This window comes from Roseovarius dicentrarchi, assembly GCF_003316635.1.
In the GTDB taxonomy this organism is placed as follows: Bacteria; Pseudomonadota; Alphaproteobacteria; order Rhodobacterales; family Rhodobacteraceae; genus Roseovarius; species Roseovarius dicentrarchi.
Genome location: NZ_QNQP01000001.1, coordinates 156,883 through 177,449 on the forward strand (window position 1 = coordinate 156,883; position 20,567 = coordinate 177,449).

The following is a 20,567-nucleotide window of genomic DNA, read 5'->3' on the forward strand; positions in this document are numbered from 1 at the left end:
GCTCAATCGCCATCCATTGATGTCAGCGTTATATCAACCAGCGCGGCAGGTTCAATCTCGGGGCGCATACCCAGCAGCGGCGCGACGCGCGACACGATTTCCGACGAGATCGGCACCGCCGTCCAGCCGGCGGTGCGGCGCGGCTTGTCGCCCGATGTTTCCACCGGCTCGTCCAGCGTGACGATCAGAACGTATTTCGGATCATGCGCCGGGAACATCGATGCAAAGGTTGCGATCACCTTGTCCTCGTAATAGCCGCCGCCATTCGCGCGGGGCTTGTCGGCGGTGCCGGTCTTGCCGCCAACGGCATAGCCCGGCACCTCGCCCATGCTGGCGGTGCCGCTGGTGACAACGCGGCGCAGCATATCGCGCGCCTCGCGCGCGGCCTCGGCGGACATCACGCGCGTGCCCTCAACCGGGCCTTCCTGCTTGAGCAGGGTCGGCTTGACGTAGCGGCCGCCATTGGCAATCGCAGCATAACCTGCAGCCAGATGCAGCGGCGTTGAGGATAGGCCGTGGCCGTAGGAAATCGTGACGGTGGACAGATCCGTCCAGCGTTTGGGAACCAGCGGCTTGCCGCCGCTCGCCTCGATCATTTCGAAATCGACGGCGTCAAAAAAGCCCAGCTTTTTCAGAAAATCCTGCTGCCGCTCTGTTCCGATCTGCAAGGCCAGCCGCCCGGTGCCGCGGTTCGAGCTTTGGACGATGATTTCGGACACGCTCAGCTTGCCGTAATTCTTGTTGCGAAACTCGCCGATGGGAAAGCCGCCCACCCGCATCGGGCCTGCGGTGTCGATGATGGTATCGGCGTTGACCAGCCCAAGCTCCATCGCCTGCACCGCGGCGAAAATCTTGAAGGTCGAGCCCAGCTCGTACACGCCCTGAACCGCGCGGTTGAACAGCGGACTGTCGGCGGCAACCCCCTGCACCAGAGGGCGCGGCCGGTCATTGGGATCAAAATCGGGCAAGGACGCAATCGACACAATCTCGCCGGTCTGCACATCCATGAGGATGGCGGCGGCACCCTTGGCGTTCATGATGCTCATACCGCCGGCCAGAACCCGCTCCATCGCGGCCTGCACCGGCAGATCCAGCGACAACGTCAGCGGCTCGTGGTTTTGCGCCGGATCGCGCAGACGCTCGTCATAGTATTTCTCGATGCCCGCCACGCCGATCACCTCGGCAGCATGCACGCCCTCGCGGCCAAATCCGGCACCGCCCAGCACATGCGCGGCCAGCGTGCCGTTGGGATACAGCCGCATCTCGCGCGGGCCGAACAGCAGCCCCGGCTCGCCGATATCATGCACGGCCTGCATCTGCTCGGGGCTGATTTTCTTCTTGATCCACAGGAACTTGCGCTTGCCGGTGAAATCACGGATCAGCCGGTCTTCCTTGAGATCGGGAAAAATCTTGACCAGCCGCTCTGCGGTCTTTTCCGGCTCGATCATTTGCTGCGGCTGGGCATAAAGACTGTGCGTGTCGAAATTCGTGGCCAGAATCCGGCCCTTGCGATCAACTATATCGGCGCGCTGCGCGAGGATGCCCGCACCCGCCGCGCTCGCGCGCGGCTCTGCCGGTTCGGTTTGCGCCAGAACGCCCATGCGCAGGCCGATGACGCCGAAGGCGCAAAAAAACATGGTGCCCAAAACCAGCAGCCGCCCCTCGGCGCGGCGGCGTGATTTGTCGCGCAGCGCCTCTTGGCGCAGGCGGATATTCTCGCGTTCAATCGCGTCGGGATTCTCGCCCTTGGCGCGGGCCGGCAGGATGCGCGCCAGCGGGCGCAGGGGGGTACGGATCATGGCAAAAGCTCCGCATCGTTATCGCTGGACACCTCCACCGAGTCCGAAAAATCGATGCGCATATCCACCTCCGGCGGGTATTCCACCTGATCGATCCGCCCGAATTGCTCGGCCTCCAGCGGAAGCAGCCCCAGCCGGTCAAAGTTGATATCCGCCAACTCGCGCAAACGCTGCGGGCGGTTCAGATAGGCCCATTCCGCATTGAGAACGCGCAGCCGCTGCCGCGCCGTCGAAATACGGTTTTCCAGACGCTCTGCATGGCTGATCGCAGCTTGCGTGCGATAGTTCTCGCTATAGGCCCAGTAGGCCAGCCCGATGACGGCCAGCGCACTGAAAACATACAATATACTGCGCATCACTTGCCCCCTTTCAGCAGCGGCATACCCAGTGCCTTGCGATCCGTCACGCCCGGCGCCGCTTCCGTGCGCAGCGCGACGCGCAGCTTGGCACTGCGCGCGCGCGGATTCGCCGCCAGCTCGGCCGCGTCTGCTGTAATTGCCTTGCGGCTTTTCAATGTGAATTGCCGTGCGGTCGCTTCCTGCATCGGCGCGTAGCGGCTGCCGCCCCCGCCCCCGTCGCTGCGATCTTGCAAGAAACGTTTGACCATGCGGTCCTCGATCGAATGAAAGGTGACAACGGCCAGCACACCGCCCGGCTTCAGCGCGCGCTCTGCCGCCTGCAGCCCGCCGATCAGCTCGCCGTATTCGCCGTTTACCGCAATGCGGATCGCCTGAAAACTGCGCGTTGCGGGATGTGCCTGGCCCGGCTTGGACCTTGGCAGGCACTTCTCGATAATACCGGCCAATTCCAGCGTCGTGGTGATCGGGGCTGCATCGCGGCTGCGCACAATCGCCCTGGCAATCCGGCGGCTGGCCCGCTCTTCACCGTAAAGATACAGGATATCGGCCAACGCGCCCTCTTCGATCCCGTTCACCAGATCCGCGGCGCTTGGCCCGCCCTGGCTCATCCGCATATCCAGCGGCCCGTCGCGCATGAAGGAAAAGCCGCGCTCTGCCAGATCCAGCTGCATCGAGCTGACGCCCAGATCCAGCACCACACCGTCCAGATCCGTCGCATACGCGTCCAGCCGGGAAAACACCCCCTCGACCAGCTTCACCCGGTCGCCGTAGGGCGCGGCCCATTCCTGCGCCATCTCCAGCGCCATGGGATCGCGGTCAATCCCGATCACCCTATCCGCTCCGGCCTTCAGCAGCGCGCGCGCATAACCGCCGGCGCCCAGCGTGCCATCCAGCCAAGTGCCGGAAACCGGCGCCGCCGCCGCAATCAGCGGCGCGATCAGAACAGGAATATGCGGGGCCGCGTCCGGAGCGTCAGCAGACATCGCCTAGTCCCCCTTTGCGCCATCCAGGAACACCAGCGGATCGAAATCCTCGGGCAGATCGTCCAGCCATTCCTCGGTCTTGGCGGCCTCCTCCGTCTCGTATGTCTCGGGCTTCCAGATCTGGAAGGTGTCACCGGCGGCGATGAAAAACGCCTCATTCTCCAGCCCGATCTTGGCGCGCAGTTTGGCGGGCAGCACAAGGCGCCCGGTCTCATCGACAGTGGTGGGGAAGGACTGGCCGTGAAACAGCCGCTGCAGCATCTTGCGCTCCATCGAGCCGCGCGGAAGAGCGTCGATCTTGTCATCGACTTCGCTGATCGCATCAACGGTATAGCATTCCAGATAATTGCGGCGGTGATCGCCGTAGACGATGACCAGTTCGGGCGGCAGGCCGTCGGTCCAGTTGGGATCAGACGCCTCGATCACACGGCGAAAAAGGGCCGGGATCGAAACCCTGCCCTTGCTGTCCACCTTGTGGTGGCTTTCACCTCTGAACCTGCGTGCCACGTATGCGGCCCCTTGCCCTGCCTCGTTTGGTCGAAATCGCCTCTTTAAACGAAAACGACGGATTGAGCGGCTGCCACTGCCCAATCCGTCGCCCTCGTCCCGCTCTTGGCGGGGTGTCCGACTGCGCGCGCCACCTGGGGGGATGTCTGCTCGCTCGCGCGCCGGATCTCTTTGTTGGATGAAGGCGGATGCCTGTATGAAACCTGACTTTGGTTGTTATTGTTCGGGATCGTTTAGCGTCCCTTTGTTTGTCGTCCCGTCCTCATCACGCTTACAGGGATGCCATGGGAATTTATGGGACGCAACTCTTAAATCACCACCACAGCCACATCATATAGTTATCCACAGGAGTACAAAACAAGATCATGTGACACGGATCTGTGATCAAACGCAGAACCTAGCTATAAATTCCAGTAATTTCACTACATCTTGTGGCATCGAAGGTGACCAAAGTTTTTCCCGTGAATTCCCGATCTATGGCCAAGATGCCACTAATCCGCACAATCACCTCTGGTGAAAAATCAGAATCCGCTCTGACCCATCGCCGAATCCGTAGAAAGAATCGGCCTTACCGGCGATTCCCCCCTCCGATTCCATAACCGCACTCCATCCGGGCCCATCCGCGCAGCGCCCCGTCCCACGATTTCCCACAGCGACCCGGCACAATCGCTACCGACCGACATCCTCCTGCATGGTGTTGAATGAAAATCAGGTCCGTCGCGCCAGACGTGTCGCCCGCCGCAATCAGAATCACGCGATCCGGCCGACGACGATGCGTTGGGGAATTGAACATTCGCACAGCGCACAACGTCATTGATCACGCCATCTCGCGCGCGGCGACGCCGGACCATAGCATCGGGTCGCCGCCCAGATCCCCGGCCCCCAGCCTGTCGGCCCGGAATCCGTTTGCCCGCCTGTAAGCGCGCCGAGCTTCAGGCGCGGCAACATGCGCGCCGTATGCTTGTTTTCGCTAAAGGTGCTTTTTCTTGGGACAAATACCCAATGCCCAACCTGTCACCGAAATCCGGCCTCGGAATTGGGCGCATCCGGGTCCGCCTGGCCTATTCCGAGAAACACGAACCTCAGTGGAGCCATCCAGGCAAAGCCAAGTGCGACATAAACAATGAACGTCACCCATCCCGGCAGATCCGGCAACCACGCGATCAGGCTGATCGCCGCCACAATGTAGATCGGCAGGCCAATCAGCAAAATCACAAGGGACCAGCGCCTGCGCGCCTTATAGCTGAGTGGCATGCCGTTTCTCCTTGTTCGCTGCGCAAAATTATCAGTCTGCAAACGGGTCTGTCACCAGAATGGTATCTTCCCGCTCGGGTGAGGTTGAGAGTAGTGCGACGGGACATTCGATCAACTCTTCGACCCGGCGCACATATTTGATCGCGCCCGCCGGCAGATCGGCCCAGCTGCGCGCGCCTTCGGTCGATTCGCTCCAGCCCGGCATCTCCTCGTAGATCGGCTTGCAGCGGGCCTGCCGGTCTGCGGCGGTCGGCAGGTAATCCAGCCGCTCGCCATCCAGCTCGTAACCGGTGCAGATGCGCAGCGTCTCGAACCCGTCCAGCACGTCCAGCTTGGTCAGCGCGATACCCTTGACGCCCGATGTCGCGCAGGTCTGGCGAACCAGCGCGGCATCAAACCAGCCACAGCGCCGCTTGCGGCCCGTGACAGTGCCAAACTCGCGCCCACGCTCGCCCAGCCGCTGGCCGTTATCGTCGTCCAGCTCGGTCGGGAACGGGCCTTCGCCGACGCGGGTGGTGTAGGCTTTGACGATGCCCAGCACGTAGTTGATCGCGCCGGGGCCGACACCCACGCCGGTTGCCGCCTGCCCTGCAATCACGTTGGAGGAGGTCACGAACGGATAGGTGCCGAAATCAATATCCAGCAATGCGCCCTGCGCGCCCTCGAACAGGATACGTTTGCCGGCCTTGCGCTTGTCGTTCAGCACCTTCCACACCGGCTGCGCGTATTGCAGGATTTCGGGCGCGATATCGCGCAGCTGCCGGATCAGCGCGTCGCGGTCCACCGGCTCGATCCCCAGCCCCTTGCGCAGCGGCCCGTGATGCTGAAGCGCGCGGTCCACCCGCGCCTCCAACGTCGCCAGATCGCCCAGATCGGCAACGCGCACGGACCGGCGGCCAACCTTGTCCTCATAGGCAGGGCCGATGCCGCGCCCGGTGGTGCCGATCTTGGTGCCGGTGCAGGCCGCCTCTTCGCGGGCGCGATCCAGCTCGCCGTGGATCGGCAGGATCAGCGGCGTGTTTTCGGCAATCATCAGTGTTTCGGGGCTGATGTCGACGCCCTGCTGACGGATCTTGGCAATCTCGGCCACCAGATGCCACGGGTCCAACACCACGCCATTGCCGATGATCGACAGCTTGCCGCCGCGCACCACGCCCGAGGGCAGCGCATTCAGCTTGTACACCTCGCCATCGACGACCAGCGTGTGACCGGCGTTATGGCCGCCCTGAAACCGCGCGATGACGTCTGCGCGCTCGCTCAGCCAATCGACAATCTTGCCTTTGCCTTCGTCGCCCCACTGGGCGCCTACGACGACCACGTTTGCCATGCTGGACCTCTTATCTATACGGTAAAACCCGCGTCCTTGTAGCGATGCGCGCCGGGGGGCGAAACCTCTAAAGCACGCGGCGCCGCGTGCGCCCCGCTGTTTTCAGCGCAAAAGAGCCGCACGCGCGGCGCGGCCCCGCCGATGCCGGGTTGCGGGGGGCGGGGAAATTCCTTAGATAGCGCGCAACACGTCCTCAGATTTCTCCTACCCGGCAGGCCGCTCAATGGAAAACGTCGTTCTCATCATCCACCTTCTTCTGGCGCTGACGCTGATCGGCGTCGTGCTGCTACAACGGTCGGAGGGCGGCGGTCTGGGCATGGGCGGCGGTGGCGGCGGTGGCCGTGTCGCGGGACGCTCGGCAGGCACCGCCATGGGCAAGCTGACATGGGTTCTGGCCGGTGCGTTCATCTGCACCTCCATGGCGCTGACCATCATCGCCGCCAGCAATTCCGCCGGCTCTTCGGTTCTGGACCGCATCATCGAGGCGCCCCGCCGGGATGAGGCACCCGCCGATCCGGCACCGGGCACATCGCCGCTGCAATCGCAGGACGAAAGCGACGCGAACGCCCCCCTGCTGCCCACCGCTGAATAATATCACATCACATGTCAGGCCGCGCGATGGCCTGACCTGACCGGCACGATCAGTCGTGCGGCGTGGTTGCGCATGCCGCAGTTATCCTCTATGGCTCAAGTCCCGTGATGCAGCGGTTTCTTGAACCCGCATTTGCATAAATTCAGGCTCCGGTTTGGGCCACTATCACGGGGGGAATGCCTGCCAATGGCACGTTACATCTTTATTACTGGCGGTGTTGTTTCCTCCTTGGGCAAGGGGCTGGCCTCTGCCGCGCTGGGGGCGCTGCTTCAGGCGCGCGGATTTTCGGTCCGCCTGCGCAAACTGGACCCTTACCTGAACGTCGATCCCGGCACGATGTCGCCGTTCGAACATGGCGAGGTGTTCGTCACCGATGACGGCGCCGAAACCGATCTGGATCTGGGCCATTACGAACGCTTTACCGGCGTTCCCGCGCGCATGACAGATTCGGTCAGCTCCGGGCGGATCTACTCCAACGTGCTGGAGAAGGAACGGCGCGGCGATTATCTGGGCAAAACGATCCAGGTCGTCCCGCATGTCACCAACGAGATCAAGGATTTCCTGGCGATCGGCGCCGACGAGGTCGATTTCATGCTGTGTGAAATCGGCGGCACCGTGGGCGATATCGAGGGCCTGCCCTTTTTCGAGGCAATCCGGCAGTTCAGCCATGACCAGCCGCGCGGGCAGTGCATCTTCATGCATCTGACCCTGCTGCCCTACCTGGCAGCCAGCGGCGAGCTGAAGACGAAGCCGACCCAGCACAGCGTCAAGGAATTGCAATCCATCGGCATCGCACCCGATATTCTGGTTTGCCGCTCCGAACACCCGATCCCGGAAAAGGAGCGGGAAAAGATCGCCCTCTTCTGCAACGTACGCAAGGAACATGTGGTCGCGGCCTATGACCTGAAATCCATTTACGAGGCGCCGCTGGCCTATCACCGCGAAGGTCTGGATCAGGCCGTGCTGGACGCGTTTCAGATATCCCCCGCGCCTCGCCCCGACTTGACCGTGTGGCAGGACGTGGCCGACCGGATCTACAAGACCGATGGCGAAGTGAATGTCGCGATCGTCGGCAAATACGTCCAGCTTGAGGATGCGTACAAGTCGATCAAGGAGGCGCTGACCCATGGGGGCATGTCCAACCGCGTCAAGGTCAACGTCGAATGGGTCGATGCCGAAGTCTTTGACACCGAAGACCCGGCGCGCCATCTGGAAGGGTTTCACGCGATCCTCGTGCCCGGCGGCTTTGGCGAGCGCGGCACCGAGGGCAAGATAAAGGCGGCCCAATTCGCCCGGACACGCAAGATCCCTTATATGGGCATCTGCCTTGGTATGCAGCTGGCCGTGATCGAGGCGGCGCGCAACGTCGCGGGTATTGCCGATGCCGGCTCCGAAGAGTTCGAGCTCATCCCCGGCGCCAAAAAATTCGAGCCGGTTGTTTATCATCTGAAGGAATGGGTGCAGGGCAACGCCAAGGTCAAACGCAAAGTGACCGACGACAAGGGCGGCACCATGCGCCTTGGGGCCTATGACGCCACGCTCAAAGAGGGCAGCCGCGTTGCGGAAATCTATGGCACCACGTCGATTGAGGAACGTCATCGCCACCGCTACGAAGTCGACGTGAAATACCGCGACCAGCTGGAGGAATGCGGCCTGCAATTTTCCGGCATGTCCCCCGACGGACGCCTGCCGGAGATCGTGGAATGGGCCGACCACCCCTGGTTTATCGGCGTGCAGTTCCACCCCGAGCTGAAATCCAAACCTTTCGCGCCCCATCCGCTGTTTGACGATTTCGTGCGCGCCGCCGTTGAAACGTCGCGCCTCGTTTAAAATGCGGCGCGCGCGGTTTCTGTCGGATTTTGGGTATTTGGACCAAGAAAAAACAGGGCGGCGCGCCCCGGCTTTCATCTTCCGGGACATATTCCCGCCGTATGGATGGCTTGAGGCCATGTGGATCAGATCAGTTGGCATCGGGACGCTCGCGGTTTCAAGCCCTGCTTTGATCCCGATGCGTTGCGCCTCCCAAGCGCCCCCGGCCGAAGTCAGGACATGTTGCAGCCATGCGTTGGCGGGCTGGCGCGGAGTGCGAACACGCTGAAAGCGGTGCAGGTGAAGGGAATTGCGGCAGGAAACTACGGGCCGGTGGACTCGTCTTTGATTTGTGAAGAGTGCCGACAGGCGCCAGAGTTTTGCCTTTTCCCCCTGGGGCAGGCGCCGATAGGCGGATCAGAGACTTGTCTTTGCTTTCACGCTTGGCAATGCCCGGATCGCGGCAAAGGGCGCGTGCCGCGATCTTTGCGGAGGCCGCGATATGGTGAAGCAGCGACTGTTCGGCCCACGCTTGGAGCGGCGCCTATCGACCGCACCGGCATCCACGATGCGATTTCGCCGCTCAGGGAAATGAAGGAAGGCACGGGACCGCGAAGCGTTGTCTTACCGGGCGACTGTATTGGGCTATGCGGTCGCTTGGGGTGTGGAACTTGATCCGCATCCCAGGTCGCGTTCGTAGTTTGGAGACCGCCACAGGCGTTCGACAAACATGTTGCCGAGACATCGCCCCTTGGCGGGCACGCCGGCACTGGGCGGGCACCGGGCTGGCGCGACTGCTTTCAAGAGACAAGCGCGCAGTGTCTTCGCGGCGCACTCGAAACGGCATTTCACCGAAATGTCCCGGTCTGGGGCCTGACACGGCGTTGGTTGAGATTGCACCCCCTGCCATGCAGCTTGATGATTCGACAAACATACGCTTTAACTGGCGTTCTGGCGCGCTAGGGCGGATAACGTGTCGTCGGACAGGTTCCGAGATATCCGTACCGCTTTTCACGTTTCGGGGAGGTTCCGACAGTGGACCGGAACGACACCCCCAAGACCGCGAGCGGCAAATAACCAGACGCCCCTTGCGCCGGTTATAAATGACGATTTGACCAAGAGCGACGCGACGATCCAACCCGATGGGAAATCCGGATCATCCGCATATCTTCGCTTTGGTATCATTGATTTCATTGTGTAACTTTTCGGAGAAATCCAAAAACCGGCTGAAACCGTGCAGCGTGTGACAAAACACCTGCAAGCGCTCAAGACCTGCGGCGCAAGGACCGGCGATCATCCTTTCTATCCGGCCGATCCGGGTCCGGCTTTTCCTGACAACTCGGACTTGACATAGACTTGCCCCGCGCCGTGTCAGCCGGCCATCAGCGCCTCGGCGGCGGCGCGCGCGGCGGGGGTGATGGTATCGCCGGATAGCATGCGCGCGATTTCGTCCACGCGCTGCACGGCGTCCAGCGGGGTCACGGTGGATAGTGTCACGCCATCCTCCACCCGTTTTTCCACGCGCCAATGGTGGGCGGCCAAGGCTGCCACCTGGGGGCTGTGCGTCACGACAAGCACCTGCCCGCCCTGCGCCAGATCGGCCAGCCGCCGACCGACGGCGTCCGCAGTGGCGCCGCCTACGCCGCGGTCAATTTCGTCAAAGATCATCGTCAGGCCGGGCTGGGCGCCGGTCAGGCACACTTTGAGCGCCAGCAAGAAGCGGCTGAGCTCGCCGCCCGAGGCGAGTTTCGCCAGCGGGCCGGACGGCGCGCCGGGGTTGGTGGCCACGCGAAACGCGACCTCGTCAATGCCGTCCGGGCCGGGGGGCTGTTCGGTCATCACCGTCTGGAACACGGCGCGCTCCATCTTGAGCGGGGCCAGTTCGGCCATGACGGCGGTATCGAGGCGCCCTGCCGCCTCGGCGCGGGCGGCGCTGAGCGTGGCGGCGGCGTCATCGTAAAGCTTGCCCGCACGTTTCAGATCGGCGCGCAGCGCGTCGATCTGGGCATCGCCCGCGTCCAGCGCGGCAAGCCGTTCTTCCAGCCCTTGGGCAAATTCGCCAAGGTCATCAGGACCGACGCCGTGCTTGCGGGCAAGGGCGCGAATGGCAAACAGCCGTTCTTCGGTGTCCTCCAGTTCGGCCGGGTTGAAGGCCAGCGCCTCGGCGCAATGCTCGACACCGCGGGCGGCCTCGTCCAGTTCGACCATGGCGCGGCCCAAGGCGGCAATCGGCGCGTCAAGCTGCCCGCCCACCTGCGCCGCTGCATCCTCCAGCCAGCGCAAGGCATCACCAGCCGCGCCTTCGGCCCCCTGCCCGCCCAGCGCCTGAGCAGCTTTGGCGATGTCGGCGCGCACACGCTCTGCCGCCTGCATCATGCGGCGCCGTGCGTCCAGTGCCGCATCTTCGCCCGGCTCCGGCGCCAGCGCGCGCATTTCATCAACTGCGTGGCGCAAAAACTCTTCTTCGCCGCGAATCGCGGCCAGCGCATCCTCGGCGGATTGCAGCGCTTTGGCGGCGACCTGGCGCGCGGTCCATGCGCCGCGCACATCGGCGCGCAGCGGGTCCATCTGGCCATATTCGTCCAGCAGCGCACGATGGCCGCGCGCATTCAGCAAGCCGCGGTCATCATGCTGGCCATGCAGTTCAACCAGCGTTTCGCTCAGGCTGCGCAGCACCTCGCCCGAACATCTGCGGTCATTGACCCACGCCGTCTTGCGACCCTCGGACGTATTGATGCGGCGCAGGATCAGCTCGTCGCTGGCGGGAATGCCGGCCTCCTCCAGCACCGCATGGGCGGCGTGGCCTTCGGGCAGGTCAAATACTGCTGTCACCTCACCCTGATCTGCGCCCGCGCGGACCAGTTCGGCACGGCCCCGCCAACCCAGGACAAAGCCCAGACTATCCAGCAAGATCGACTTGCCCGCCCCGGTTTCGCCGGTCAGCGCATTCAGGCCCGGCTGGAAGGTCAATTCCAGCCGGTCGATGATCAGCATGTCGCGGATATCAAGACTGCGCAGCATTGGCTAAAGCCTTTTGCGATGTTCTGGCGTGAAACTACGGGAATATGACGCGGATACAAGCCGGGCATTGCGCCGCGCGCAACACGCGGATCCCATCGCGCCGATCCGAACCACGTGGCCTACAGCCACTCGCCCTTGACCATCTGGCGGTACACCTGGGCCAGCCAGTTGTCGCCGCGCGCTTCCATTTTCAGGCCGCGCCGGGTGAGCAGCTTATAGCTGTCCTCGTACCACGGGGTCGACCGGAAGTTATATCCCAGAATCGCGCCCGCTGTCTGTGCCTCGTCATTCAGGCCCAGCGAAAGATAGGCTTCGACAAGACGGTGCAGCGCCTCGGCGGTGTGCGATGTGGTCTGGAAATCCTGAACCACCACGCGGAACCGGTTGATTGACGCCGGGAAGTGATCGCGCTTGAGGTAATACCGGCCGACCTCCATTTCCTTGGCGGCCAGATGATCGAACGCGAGGTCGAATTTCAGCATGGCCGAGCGTGCGTATTCGCTGTCGGGATACACTTCGATCACGCGGCGCAGCGCCTGTAGCGCCTGAAAGGTCAGGCCCTGATCGCGGCCCACTTCGTCAATCTGGTCATAGTAGCTGAGCGCCAGAAGATACTGCGCATAGGCCGCATCCTCGTCCGTGGGATAGAAATCGATATAGCGTTGCGCGGCGCTGCGGCTTTCCTCATAGCTTTGATCGAGATGGTGGGAAAACGCCTGCATGATCACGGCGCGCTTGGCCAGATCCGAATAGGGATAAAGCCGCTCAACCTCGGCAAAGCTTTGCGCTGCAACGGAAAATTTGTTCGCGGCAAGGTCGAATTCGCCCCGTTCAAATATCTGCTGTGCAGTGTAATTCTCATAATCGACGGTGCCGCGCTCTACCTTGCCGGTGATGCCGGTGCACGACGCGATCGCCGCCGCCAAAAACAGCGCGCCGGACAGTTTCGCCGCTTGTTTTGCCGCCAGTGTTGCGCGCAGTTTTGCGCCCTGTCTGCCAAACGTCATGCCTGATCTGCCCTTCTTCCGCGATGACGCGGTTGTAGCTTAATCATCCGGCCTGTGCCAGCAGAGAAATCCATGAGGCGGTCAGCGTTTAGCCAGCCTGTGCCAAGCGGCGCCCGGCCATGCGATAGCCCGATCCGCATCACGCGACTTGCGGCACTTCGCCCCAATGCACCCCTGCGCCGGGTAGTTTGGCGGCAAGCGCGGCGTCGCAGGTGACCCATTCAACCGCGCCGGGTGTGTTGAACAGCGCGCGCAGCAGATCGTTGGTCAGGGCATGGCCCGCCAGATGGCCCTGATAGAACCCCAGCAGCGGCGCACCGGCCAGCGCCAGATCCCCCAGCGCATCCAGCATCTTATGGCGCACAGCCTCGTCGCGGTGGCGCAGGCCACCGGGGCTGAGGATGTTGGCGCCGTCCACCACGACTGCATTTGTCAGCGATCCGCCCAGCGCAAGGCCGTTGGCGCGCATCGCGTCCACATCCGCCTTGCGGCAGAAGGTGCGGCTGCTGGCCAGTTCACGCACAAAGCTGCCATTGGCCATGTTCAGCGTCTTTTTCTGCACACCGATTGCCGCATCGTCAAAGGCGATGTCGAATTCGATGGTCAGCGTATCATGCGGCGTCAGCCGCGCCCAGGCATTGCCGCGCCGCACCTCGACCGGGCGCAAAACGCGCAGCGCCCGCACAGGATGCCCCTGCTTGCGCAGACCGGTTTGCAGGATACCGCGCACGAATTCGGCCGAGCTGCCGTCGAGAATGGGCACTTCCGGCCCGTCAACGGTGACCAGTGCGTTGTGAATACCGCAGCCCATCAGCGCGGCCATGATATGTTCGACTGTGGAAATCTGAACGCCATCCGCGTTCTCCAGCCGCGTGCACAGCGGTGTCTGGTTGACGTGGCTCCAATGTGCAGGAATGTCGCATTGCCCGGCCAGGCAATCGACGCGGCGGAACACAATGCCGTGACCCACCGCTGCGGGACGGATCACCAGACGCGCGGGCCGCCCGGAATGCAGGCCGACACCGTCGAACGAAATGGGCTTTGTCACCGTGGTTTGCACATGAGCCTCGTGAAATATGTTGCCTCAGGGATCCACCAGCTGGTCCTGCCGCTGTGGTTGACAAAGATTTAAGGCGCGGGCGGCGTTGCGGCAACTCAATCTTTGCAACGGTTTGAAACATGACCGGGACCGCGGTGGCGGATATTCGCCCAATGCCGATTTGTAATGTAAATTCCACTGGTTAAAACGCGGCGTTACTGCGCGCCATCACGAAAAAAGGCCACCCGAAGGTGGCCTTTTCCTGCACAGATGACACAATCCGCGCGCTTTGCCTAGTTGGCCTGACGGCGCAGGAAGGCCGGAATTTCGATCTGCTCGTCGCGCTCTTCTTCCTGCGGCACCGGCGCGGGCTGCTGCGCCTGAACGCTGGGCTGCTGGCGATGCTGGCGCGGCGCCTCGGCTTCGGAATTGTGGCCGGTCATCCGGTTCAGCAGCGAATTGATGCCAAAGCGCGGACGCTCTGCCGACGGCTGCGGCTCGGGATTGCGGGCCTGCTGCTGCTGTGCCTGGCGCACCTGCGGCGACTGGGCGCCTTCGGGGCGGCGCGATGCGGCATTGCCGACAGCGGTGTGCAGACGGGCCAGCGCATCGGCTGATGGCGTGCCGGGAGATGCCGGACGCGGGGCGACATAGGCCTGCAATTCCTCTTCTTCCTCGTACTCGGACGGGGCGGCGCGCGGCGTATAGGCGGGCGGCGGCAGGTCATTTCCGGCCTGCACGGGCGCCTTGCGCACCGGCTCGAACTGGCGCTCCTGACGTTCCTGGCGCGGCTCGAACACCTCTTCCATCTGCTCTTCCTGTTCGGGCGTGTCGTCGTCCATGCCGGAGAACAGCGACGGCTCGGGCGTCTCTTCGACGCGGGCGGCGGGCTGTACTGGCTCGGGCTGCGGCGCAGGTGCGGGGCGCTGTGCCTCCTCGCGGGCCTCGGTCTTTTCGGCGGGAGTGGATTGGCGCAGCGGCTCGGCCAGGGTGCGGCGCGGAACCGGAATTTCGGTCGTGGCCGGGGCGGCGTCGATACCCGTGGCGACGACGCTGACGCGCATCTTGCCTTCCATGGAGGGGTCCATGGTGGAGCCGACGATGATGTTCGCCTCGGCGTCCACTTCCTCGCGGATGCGGTTCGCGGCCTCGTCCAGTTCGAACAGGGTCAGATCGGTGCCGCCGGTGATGTTGATCAGAACACCCTTGGCGCCGCGCAGGCTGATTTCGTCCAGCAGCGGGTTTGCGATGGCCTTTTCGGCGGCCTGGATCGCGCGATCCTCGCCCTCGGCCTCGCCGGTACCCATCATCGCCTTGCCCATCTCGTCCATCACCGCGCGCACGTCGGCAAAGTCGAGGTTGATCAGGCCGGGCCGCACCATCAGATCGGTGACGCCCTTGACGCCCTGATACAGCACATCGTCGGCCAGCGAAAACGCCTCGGTGAAGGTGGTCTTTTCATTGGCCAGACGGAACAGGTTCTGGTTGGGGATGATGATCAGCGTATCGACGACCTTTTGCAGCGCCTCGACGCCGTCCTCGGCCTGTTTCATCCGCTTGCCGCCCTCGAACTGGAACGGCTTGGTCACGACGCCGACAGTCAGAACGCCAAGCTCGCGCGCGGCCTGCGCGATGATCGGCGCGGCGCCGGTGCCGGTGCCGCCGCCCATCCCGGCAGTGATAAAGCACATATGCGCGCCGGCCAGATGATCGACGATCTGTTCGATGCTTTCCTCGGCGGCGGCGGCGCCAACCGATGCCCGTGCGCCCGCGCCCAGACCTTCGGTTACCTTGACACCCAGCTGGATCACGTTTTCCGCGTTCGATTGCTGAAGCGCCTGCGCGTCAGTGTTTGCAACGACGAAATCGACCCCATCCAGCTGCTTTTCAATCATGTTGTTGACTGCGTTACCGCCGGCACCGCCAACACCGAAAACGGTGATCCGGGGCTTGAGGTCTTCGCGTCCGGGCATGGTGAGGTTCAATGTCATTGCTCTGTCCGCCTGTATTTGTGCTTGCGCCCACATTCGCGGGCCATTTTTCTGCCTTATTTCGCATTATTACCGGGATGTGCCCGGATCGTCACCTAAAAAACATCGTAAAACCACCAAATATAGACAGATTTTCACGTCTTTTCGCGGGATTTCGCCGATCGCACCGCATTTAGCGATCACCAGTTATCCCGGAACCATTTCACCGCGCGCTTCAGCGACCGTGCCGGATAGCGGTCTACCGGCAATTCAAAGTCCCACCATTCGTCCTGCGGGTTCGCCGCAAACAGGCACATGCCCACCGCGCCGGCAAACCCGGCGCCGGTCGCCGCCTGCGGCAATCCATGCACGCGAAGCGGACGGCCCAGCCGCACCTGCTGGCCCAGAATACGGCTGGCCAGCCCGTCCAGACCGGGGATCTGGCTGCCGCCACCCGTCAGCACGATCTGCTGGCTGGGCAGGCAATCAAAGCCGGCGGCGTCCAGACGGGCGCGCACCTCTTCCAGAATTTCCTCGACCCGCGGGCGCATGATGCCGATCAGCTCGGCGCGGCTGACGCTGCGGCGGTCATGGTCCCAGTCGCCGGTATCGCCGCCCGTTTCGATCATCTCGCGGTCGTCCATGCCGGTGGCGACGACGCCGCCGTAGAATGTCTTGATCCGTTCGGCGACGGCAGTGGGCACTTGCAAGCCCATGGAAATGTCCGAGGTGACATGCTCGCCGCCCATGCGCACGCTGTCGCAGTAGATCATGTGTTTCTTGATAAAGATCGAAATGCCGGCGCTGCCGCCGCCCAGATCGATGCAGGCGGCGCCCAGCTCCTGCTCGTCCTCGACGAGGCTTGAGATACCGGCGACATAGGCCGAGCTGGCGATGCCGGCCAGTTCCAGATCGCAGCGTTTGACACAATGCGCCAGGTTTTGGATCGGCGCGCTGTCCACGGTCAGCATGTGCAGATCGGTGCTGAGTGTATTGCCCATCTGCCCGCGCGGATCGATCAGCCCCGAGCGGTGATCCAGCGCAAAGTTCACCGGCTGCGCGTGCAACACCTCGCGCCCATAGCCGAAATCGGGCACCTCGCAGGCCGACAGAACGCGGCTGACGTCCTGCTCGGACACCATATGACCCTCAAGCTCGACCTGACCGGCAAGGCCATAACTGCGCGGCTCGGCGCCGGAAAAACAGGCGATGACGTGATCGACACGGATATTGGCCATCTTCTGCGCCGCCTGCACGGATGTGCGAATGGCACGTTCGGTTTCGGCCATCGCCTCGATCTCGCCAAAGCGGACACCGCGCGAGCGGGTGGTGGCGGCGCCGATCACGCGGAACCCCGCCTGCCCGGCCATGGCGCCGATGCCGCTGTCGCCATCATGCCGGCCCGCGCCGTCAAAACGCAGCACAAGACAGGCAATCTTGGACGTACCCACATCCAGAACAGCCACGACACCGCGTTGCATCGCCGCGCGGCGCATGTTGCGCATCGCGCGTTGGGATTCATAGAGTTCGATCATTCTGCACGTATCCCTGCACTTGAGTTTCGCACGCGCCACCATTCCTGGCTGGCAGGCTCATTCATTCTCAGCGTTGGCCGGTCGGCCAATCGCATGTCCACAACCGCGATATCGCGCTCCAGCATCTTCTGCGTCTCGTCCAGAACGATCACCCGCTCCAGCGCGCGCACCGGATCCTCCACGGGCAGCAGGATGCGCTGGCCGCGATCCAGCACCATGTCCCAGCGGCGCGCGCCCATGCGCACCATGCCGCGCAGGCGCGGCGCCAGCGGGCCGGCAGCGGCGCGGATCGCCAGCGCCTCGGGCACCGCGTCCTGCGCGCCGTCGCCGGTCACAACCAGCAGTTTGGCGCGTTCGGCGCGGTGCGCGACGGCGTCCAGCGCGACGCCCTCGCCATCGATCACGATCAGCCCCTTGGGCACGCGCAGCAGCGCGGCGGGCTGGCGTTCATGCACGCGTACCTCCAGCACACCGCCCTGGCGCACCCGCACGGCGGCGCTGGCGACCGCCGGAATATCCTCGATGGCGGCGCGCACCGCCTCCAGATCCATATCGAACGAGCTGAGCGGCAGGGTGTAGCCAAAACTGGCGCGCACATCTTCGGTGGTGCGGGGGCTGGCGCCCTCGACGGCCAGCAGCTTGACCATGAATTCGGGGCGGGTCTGGATCTGTTCGCGCACGGATTCGTAGGTTTGCACCATGCGCTGCTGAACGGCCGGGTCCGACAGATACCAACTGGCCACGCCAAACGTCAGGCAGAACGGCACGCCAAAGCGCAGAAGGCGGCGGTACATCGGCGTCAGCAGCACCCGCTGCATCCGGTAGGACCAGCGCGACGGCGCCGGATCGTTCCTTGCGCTCATCTGCCCCATGACGCATCCTCGACCATCCAGCGGCAGAGCGCGCCAAACGTCATGCCCACGGCCTGCGCCTGTTCGGGGCTGAGCGAAGTGGGCGTCATGCCCGGCTGCGTGTTCGTCTCCAGCAGGATCAACCCTGCCGGCCCCTGCGCCTCGTCCCAGCGGAAATCTGTGCGGCTGACGCCCCGGCATCCCAGCGCGACATGCGCGCGCAGGGCATACTCCATGCACAGATCGAATATCTCCTGCGGGATTTCAGCAGGCACCACATGGCGCGATCCGCCAACCTCGTATTTCGCGGAATAGTCGTACCAGCCGTCGGTGATGATGTCCGTCACGGTCAGCGCGCGATCCCCGACCACAGTGGTGGTCAATTCGCGGCCCGGTGCGTAGGCTTCGACCATCACACGCTCGGGCATATCATCCGACAGTTGCGCCGGGCCATCTGCCGCATCATGCACAATATAGACGCCGACGGATGACCCCTCATTATAAGGCTTGACCACATAAGGCGGCTGCATCGGATGCCGGGCGCGCACATCGTCGCGATTGGCAAGAATACTGGGAACCACCGGCAGGCCAGCGGCACGGTAGGCCGATTTCGTCGCCTCCTTGTCCATGGCCAAAGCCGAGGACAGAACGCCCGAATGCGTGTAGGGGATGCGCAGCCATTCCAGCATGCCTTGCACGCAGCCATCCTCGCCCCAGCGGCCATGCAGGGCGTTGAATACAACGTCAGGTGAAATTTCACACAGCTTCTGCGCAAGGTCGGGGCCTGCATCGACCTCAACCACTTTATAGCCTTCGTCCCTCAGCGCGGCGGCGCATTCGCGCCCAGACGACAGCGACACGTCACGCTCTGCTGACGGGCCGCCCATGATTACCGCAACTGTGGGGTTTGTTCTGCTCGAACCAACCACCGATCTGCCTCAATGCCCCGGACCGTTTTCGGCCCTGTTTTTATTGGTCGTGTGGGTATTTTACCCGTTCAAGGGGCCGGTTCGCCGACCCTCATGATTTCCCACTCTAACTCTATTGCGCTGGTTTGATAAACCCTTTTTCGCACTTCTTCGCCAAGTCCTTCCAGATCGGCGGCAGTGGCGCCGCCGGTGTTGACCAGAAAGTTGGAATGCTTGGGGCTCATCTGTGCGCCGCCGCGCGTGGCGCCGCGCATTCCGGCGTCATCAATCACCTTCCACGCCTTCAATTCGTGGGTGTCATCGCTGCGCCCCGTACTGCTGAACCCAGCGGGGTTGCGAAAGGTGCTGCCGGCGGTGCGGTCCTTTGTTGGCTGGGTTTCGTCGCGTTTTTGCAGCTGCGCCGCCATGCGCGCCTCCAGCGTTGCGGGATCACCGCGCGGCCCCTCAAACACGGCAGAGATCAGAACGGCCCCTTCGGGCAGGTCCGTCTGGCGGTAGCGGAAATTCAGATCATCGGCGCCGAGCGTCACGATCTGCCCCTTCCGCGTAACGGCGCGGGCCGAGACGAACACATCAGCCGTATAGGTGCCATAGCAGCCCGCATTCATGCGCAGCGCGCCGCCAATGGCGCCCGGTATGGTGCGCAGAAATGTCAGATCAACGCCGGCCGCCGCCGCACGTTTGGCCACATGCGCATCCAGCGCCGCAGCGCCGGCCGTGACGCGGCCTCCGTCCACTTCGATCGTGTTGAAGCCGCGGCCAAGCCGGATGACAACAGCCCGGATCCCGCCGTCACGCACGATCAGATTGCTGCCCACGCCCATCGGGAACACCTGCACCGCCGGATCAAGCGCGGCCAGAAACGCGGCCAGATCCGCCTCATCGGCCGGCTGAAACAGCCAGTCGGCAGGCCCGCCCACGCGCAGCCACGTCAGATCGGCAAGGGGGCGCTGCGGCGTCAGCCGGCCGCGCACCGGGGGCATCGGGGCGCTCATGCGCCCGGCCCTTGCGGGCGGATCGCGGCAATCACCAGGCCCAAAAGGCCGCCTATCGCCCAGACAGGCAGAACCAGCCCGGCAAAGATCCTGGCATTCGCGGGCAGGTCCATTTGCGCCGCGATAAGCCCCAGCGCCAGCACCACCGTCGTGGCGATCAGCCACCGCATCCCGGCCGAGCGCGGCGACCGGCGCGCGCAGATCCGGTAGAACACCCCAACCCCGACGCAGAACGCCGCTGCCAGAACGGCGTACAGGATCACCGCATAAGATGTCATGTCTCGCCCTCCCTTGCCGTGCGGACAGGTATGCACGGCGCCGACCATGTCAATCCTCGGCCAATTCATGGCGCGGACCGCGCAGCCAGCGCCACAGGTACACCACCGGCCAGCGCAGCACCGACATGGCCGCAACTAGGCACAAAAGCCCGATCCACGGCCCCGTTTGCCACGTCACATAGCCCAAAATCGGAATGCCCACCGCGATCAGGATATAGGCCGCGCGCCAGTGGTGATCGCGGCTGGATGTCATCGCCAGAAGGTTCGCGCCCAGCGCCCAGATGCAGGCCAGTATCAGTGACGGCGCCATCG

At 63.5% G+C, this 20,567-nt stretch carries 18 protein-coding genes; 2 read left to right on the forward strand and 16 right to left on the reverse strand.

From position 1 onward, the window contains the following. Positions 1-2 precede the first annotated feature (2 nt). The 6 genes from DQ230_RS00730 to DQ230_RS00755 form a co-directional block, all read right to left on the reverse strand. Positions 3-1,799 carry a peptidoglycan D,D-transpeptidase FtsI family protein gene (locus DQ230_RS00730; protein ID WP_113910572.1) on the reverse strand — a complete coding sequence of 599 codons (1,797 nt, stop codon included), beginning with the start codon at positions 1,797-1,799 and terminating at the stop codon, positions 3-5. Then, positions 1,796-2,155 carry a cell division protein FtsL gene (gene ftsL / locus DQ230_RS00735; RefSeq protein WP_113910573.1) on the reverse strand — a complete coding sequence of 120 codons (360 nt, stop codon included), beginning with the start codon at positions 2,153-2,155 and terminating at the stop codon, positions 1,796-1,798. Before ftsL ends, DQ230_RS00730 begins: the two co-directional genes overlap by 4 nt. Then, on the reverse strand, positions 2,155-3,141 hold the full coding sequence (gene rsmH / locus DQ230_RS00740; RefSeq protein ID WP_113910574.1) for a 16S rRNA (cytosine(1402)-N(4))-methyltransferase RsmH: 987 nt from the start codon (positions 3,139-3,141) through the stop codon (positions 2,155-2,157). The genes ftsL and rsmH overlap by 1 nt, the downstream gene beginning before the upstream one ends. A gap of 3 nt (positions 3,142-3,144) precedes the next feature. Beyond that, positions 3,145-3,648 (reverse strand): division/cell wall cluster transcriptional repressor MraZ, encoded by a 504-nt coding sequence (gene mraZ, locus DQ230_RS00745; RefSeq protein WP_113910575.1) that lies wholly within the window; start codon positions 3,646-3,648, stop codon positions 3,145-3,147. A 1,014-nt stretch (positions 3,649-4,662) separates the two neighbouring features. Further along, positions 4,663-4,902, reverse strand: a complete 240-nt coding sequence (locus DQ230_RS00750) for a DUF2842 domain-containing protein (protein WP_113910576.1) — start codon at positions 4,900-4,902, stop codon at positions 4,663-4,665. Between the two features lie 31 nt (positions 4,903-4,933). After that, positions 4,934-6,229, reverse strand: coding sequence for an adenylosuccinate synthase (locus tag DQ230_RS00755; protein WP_113910577.1), 1,296 nt, complete (start codon positions 6,227-6,229; stop codon positions 4,934-4,936). A 223-nt stretch (positions 6,230-6,452) separates the two neighbouring features. On the opposite strand from DQ230_RS00755, the gene secG reads away from it, so the two are divergent. Next, positions 6,453-6,821 (forward strand): preprotein translocase subunit SecG, encoded by a 369-nt coding sequence (gene secG, locus DQ230_RS00760; RefSeq protein WP_113910578.1) that lies wholly within the window; start codon positions 6,453-6,455, stop codon positions 6,819-6,821. 186 nt (positions 6,822-7,007) lie between these two features. Then, entirely contained in the window at positions 7,008-8,651 is a 1,644-nt protein-coding gene (locus DQ230_RS00765; RefSeq protein WP_113910579.1) for a CTP synthase, read from the forward strand. A 1,350-nt stretch (positions 8,652-10,001) separates the two neighbouring features. Here the strand turns inward: DQ230_RS00765 and recN are convergent. The 10 genes from recN to DQ230_RS00815 form a co-directional block, all read right to left on the reverse strand. After that, positions 10,002-11,651: a DNA repair protein RecN gene (gene recN, locus DQ230_RS00770; protein WP_113910580.1), complete on the reverse strand. Its 1,650-nt coding sequence runs from the start codon at positions 11,649-11,651 to the stop codon at positions 10,002-10,004. Positions 11,652-11,770: 119 nt separating this feature from the next. Continuing rightward, positions 11,771-12,658, reverse strand: a complete 888-nt coding sequence (locus DQ230_RS00775) for an outer membrane protein assembly factor BamD (RefSeq protein WP_113910581.1) — start codon at positions 12,656-12,658, stop codon at positions 11,771-11,773. Between the two features lie 139 nt (positions 12,659-12,797). Continuing rightward, positions 12,798-13,718 carry a UDP-3-O-acyl-N-acetylglucosamine deacetylase gene (gene lpxC, locus DQ230_RS00780; RefSeq protein WP_113910582.1) on the reverse strand — a complete coding sequence of 307 codons (921 nt, stop codon included), beginning with the start codon at positions 13,716-13,718 and terminating at the stop codon, positions 12,798-12,800. A gap of 272 nt (positions 13,719-13,990) precedes the next feature. Continuing rightward, positions 13,991-15,688, reverse strand: coding sequence for a cell division protein FtsZ (ftsZ, locus tag DQ230_RS00785; protein ID WP_113910583.1), 1,698 nt, complete (start codon positions 15,686-15,688; stop codon positions 13,991-13,993). Between the two features lie 179 nt (positions 15,689-15,867). Continuing rightward, positions 15,868-17,202 carry a cell division protein FtsA gene (gene ftsA / locus DQ230_RS00790; RefSeq protein WP_113910584.1) on the reverse strand — a complete coding sequence of 445 codons (1,335 nt, stop codon included), beginning with the start codon at positions 17,200-17,202 and terminating at the stop codon, positions 15,868-15,870. Continuing rightward, positions 17,199-18,065 carry a cell division protein FtsQ/DivIB gene (locus tag DQ230_RS00795; RefSeq protein ID WP_113910721.1) on the reverse strand — a complete coding sequence of 289 codons (867 nt, stop codon included), beginning with the start codon at positions 18,063-18,065 and terminating at the stop codon, positions 17,199-17,201. The genes ftsA and DQ230_RS00795 overlap by 4 nt, the downstream gene beginning before the upstream one ends. Beyond that, complete coding sequence (locus tag DQ230_RS00800; RefSeq protein ID WP_238987379.1) at positions 18,062-18,940, reverse strand: D-alanine--D-alanine ligase; 879 nt, start codon at positions 18,938-18,940, stop codon at positions 18,062-18,064. Before DQ230_RS00800 ends, DQ230_RS00795 begins: the two co-directional genes overlap by 4 nt. A gap of 110 nt (positions 18,941-19,050) precedes the next feature. Next, positions 19,051-19,977, reverse strand: coding sequence for a UDP-N-acetylmuramate dehydrogenase (gene murB / locus DQ230_RS00805; RefSeq protein WP_113910586.1), 927 nt, complete (start codon positions 19,975-19,977; stop codon positions 19,051-19,053). Further along, entirely contained in the window at positions 19,974-20,255 is a 282-nt protein-coding gene (locus DQ230_RS00810; RefSeq protein WP_113910587.1) for a hypothetical protein, read from the reverse strand. The genes murB and DQ230_RS00810 overlap by 4 nt, the downstream gene beginning before the upstream one ends. 49 nt (positions 20,256-20,304) lie before the next feature. Beyond that, positions 20,305-20,565, reverse strand: coding sequence for a DUF2484 family protein (locus DQ230_RS00815; RefSeq protein ID WP_113910588.1), 261 nt, complete (start codon positions 20,563-20,565; stop codon positions 20,305-20,307). Positions 20,566-20,567 lie beyond the last annotated feature (2 nt).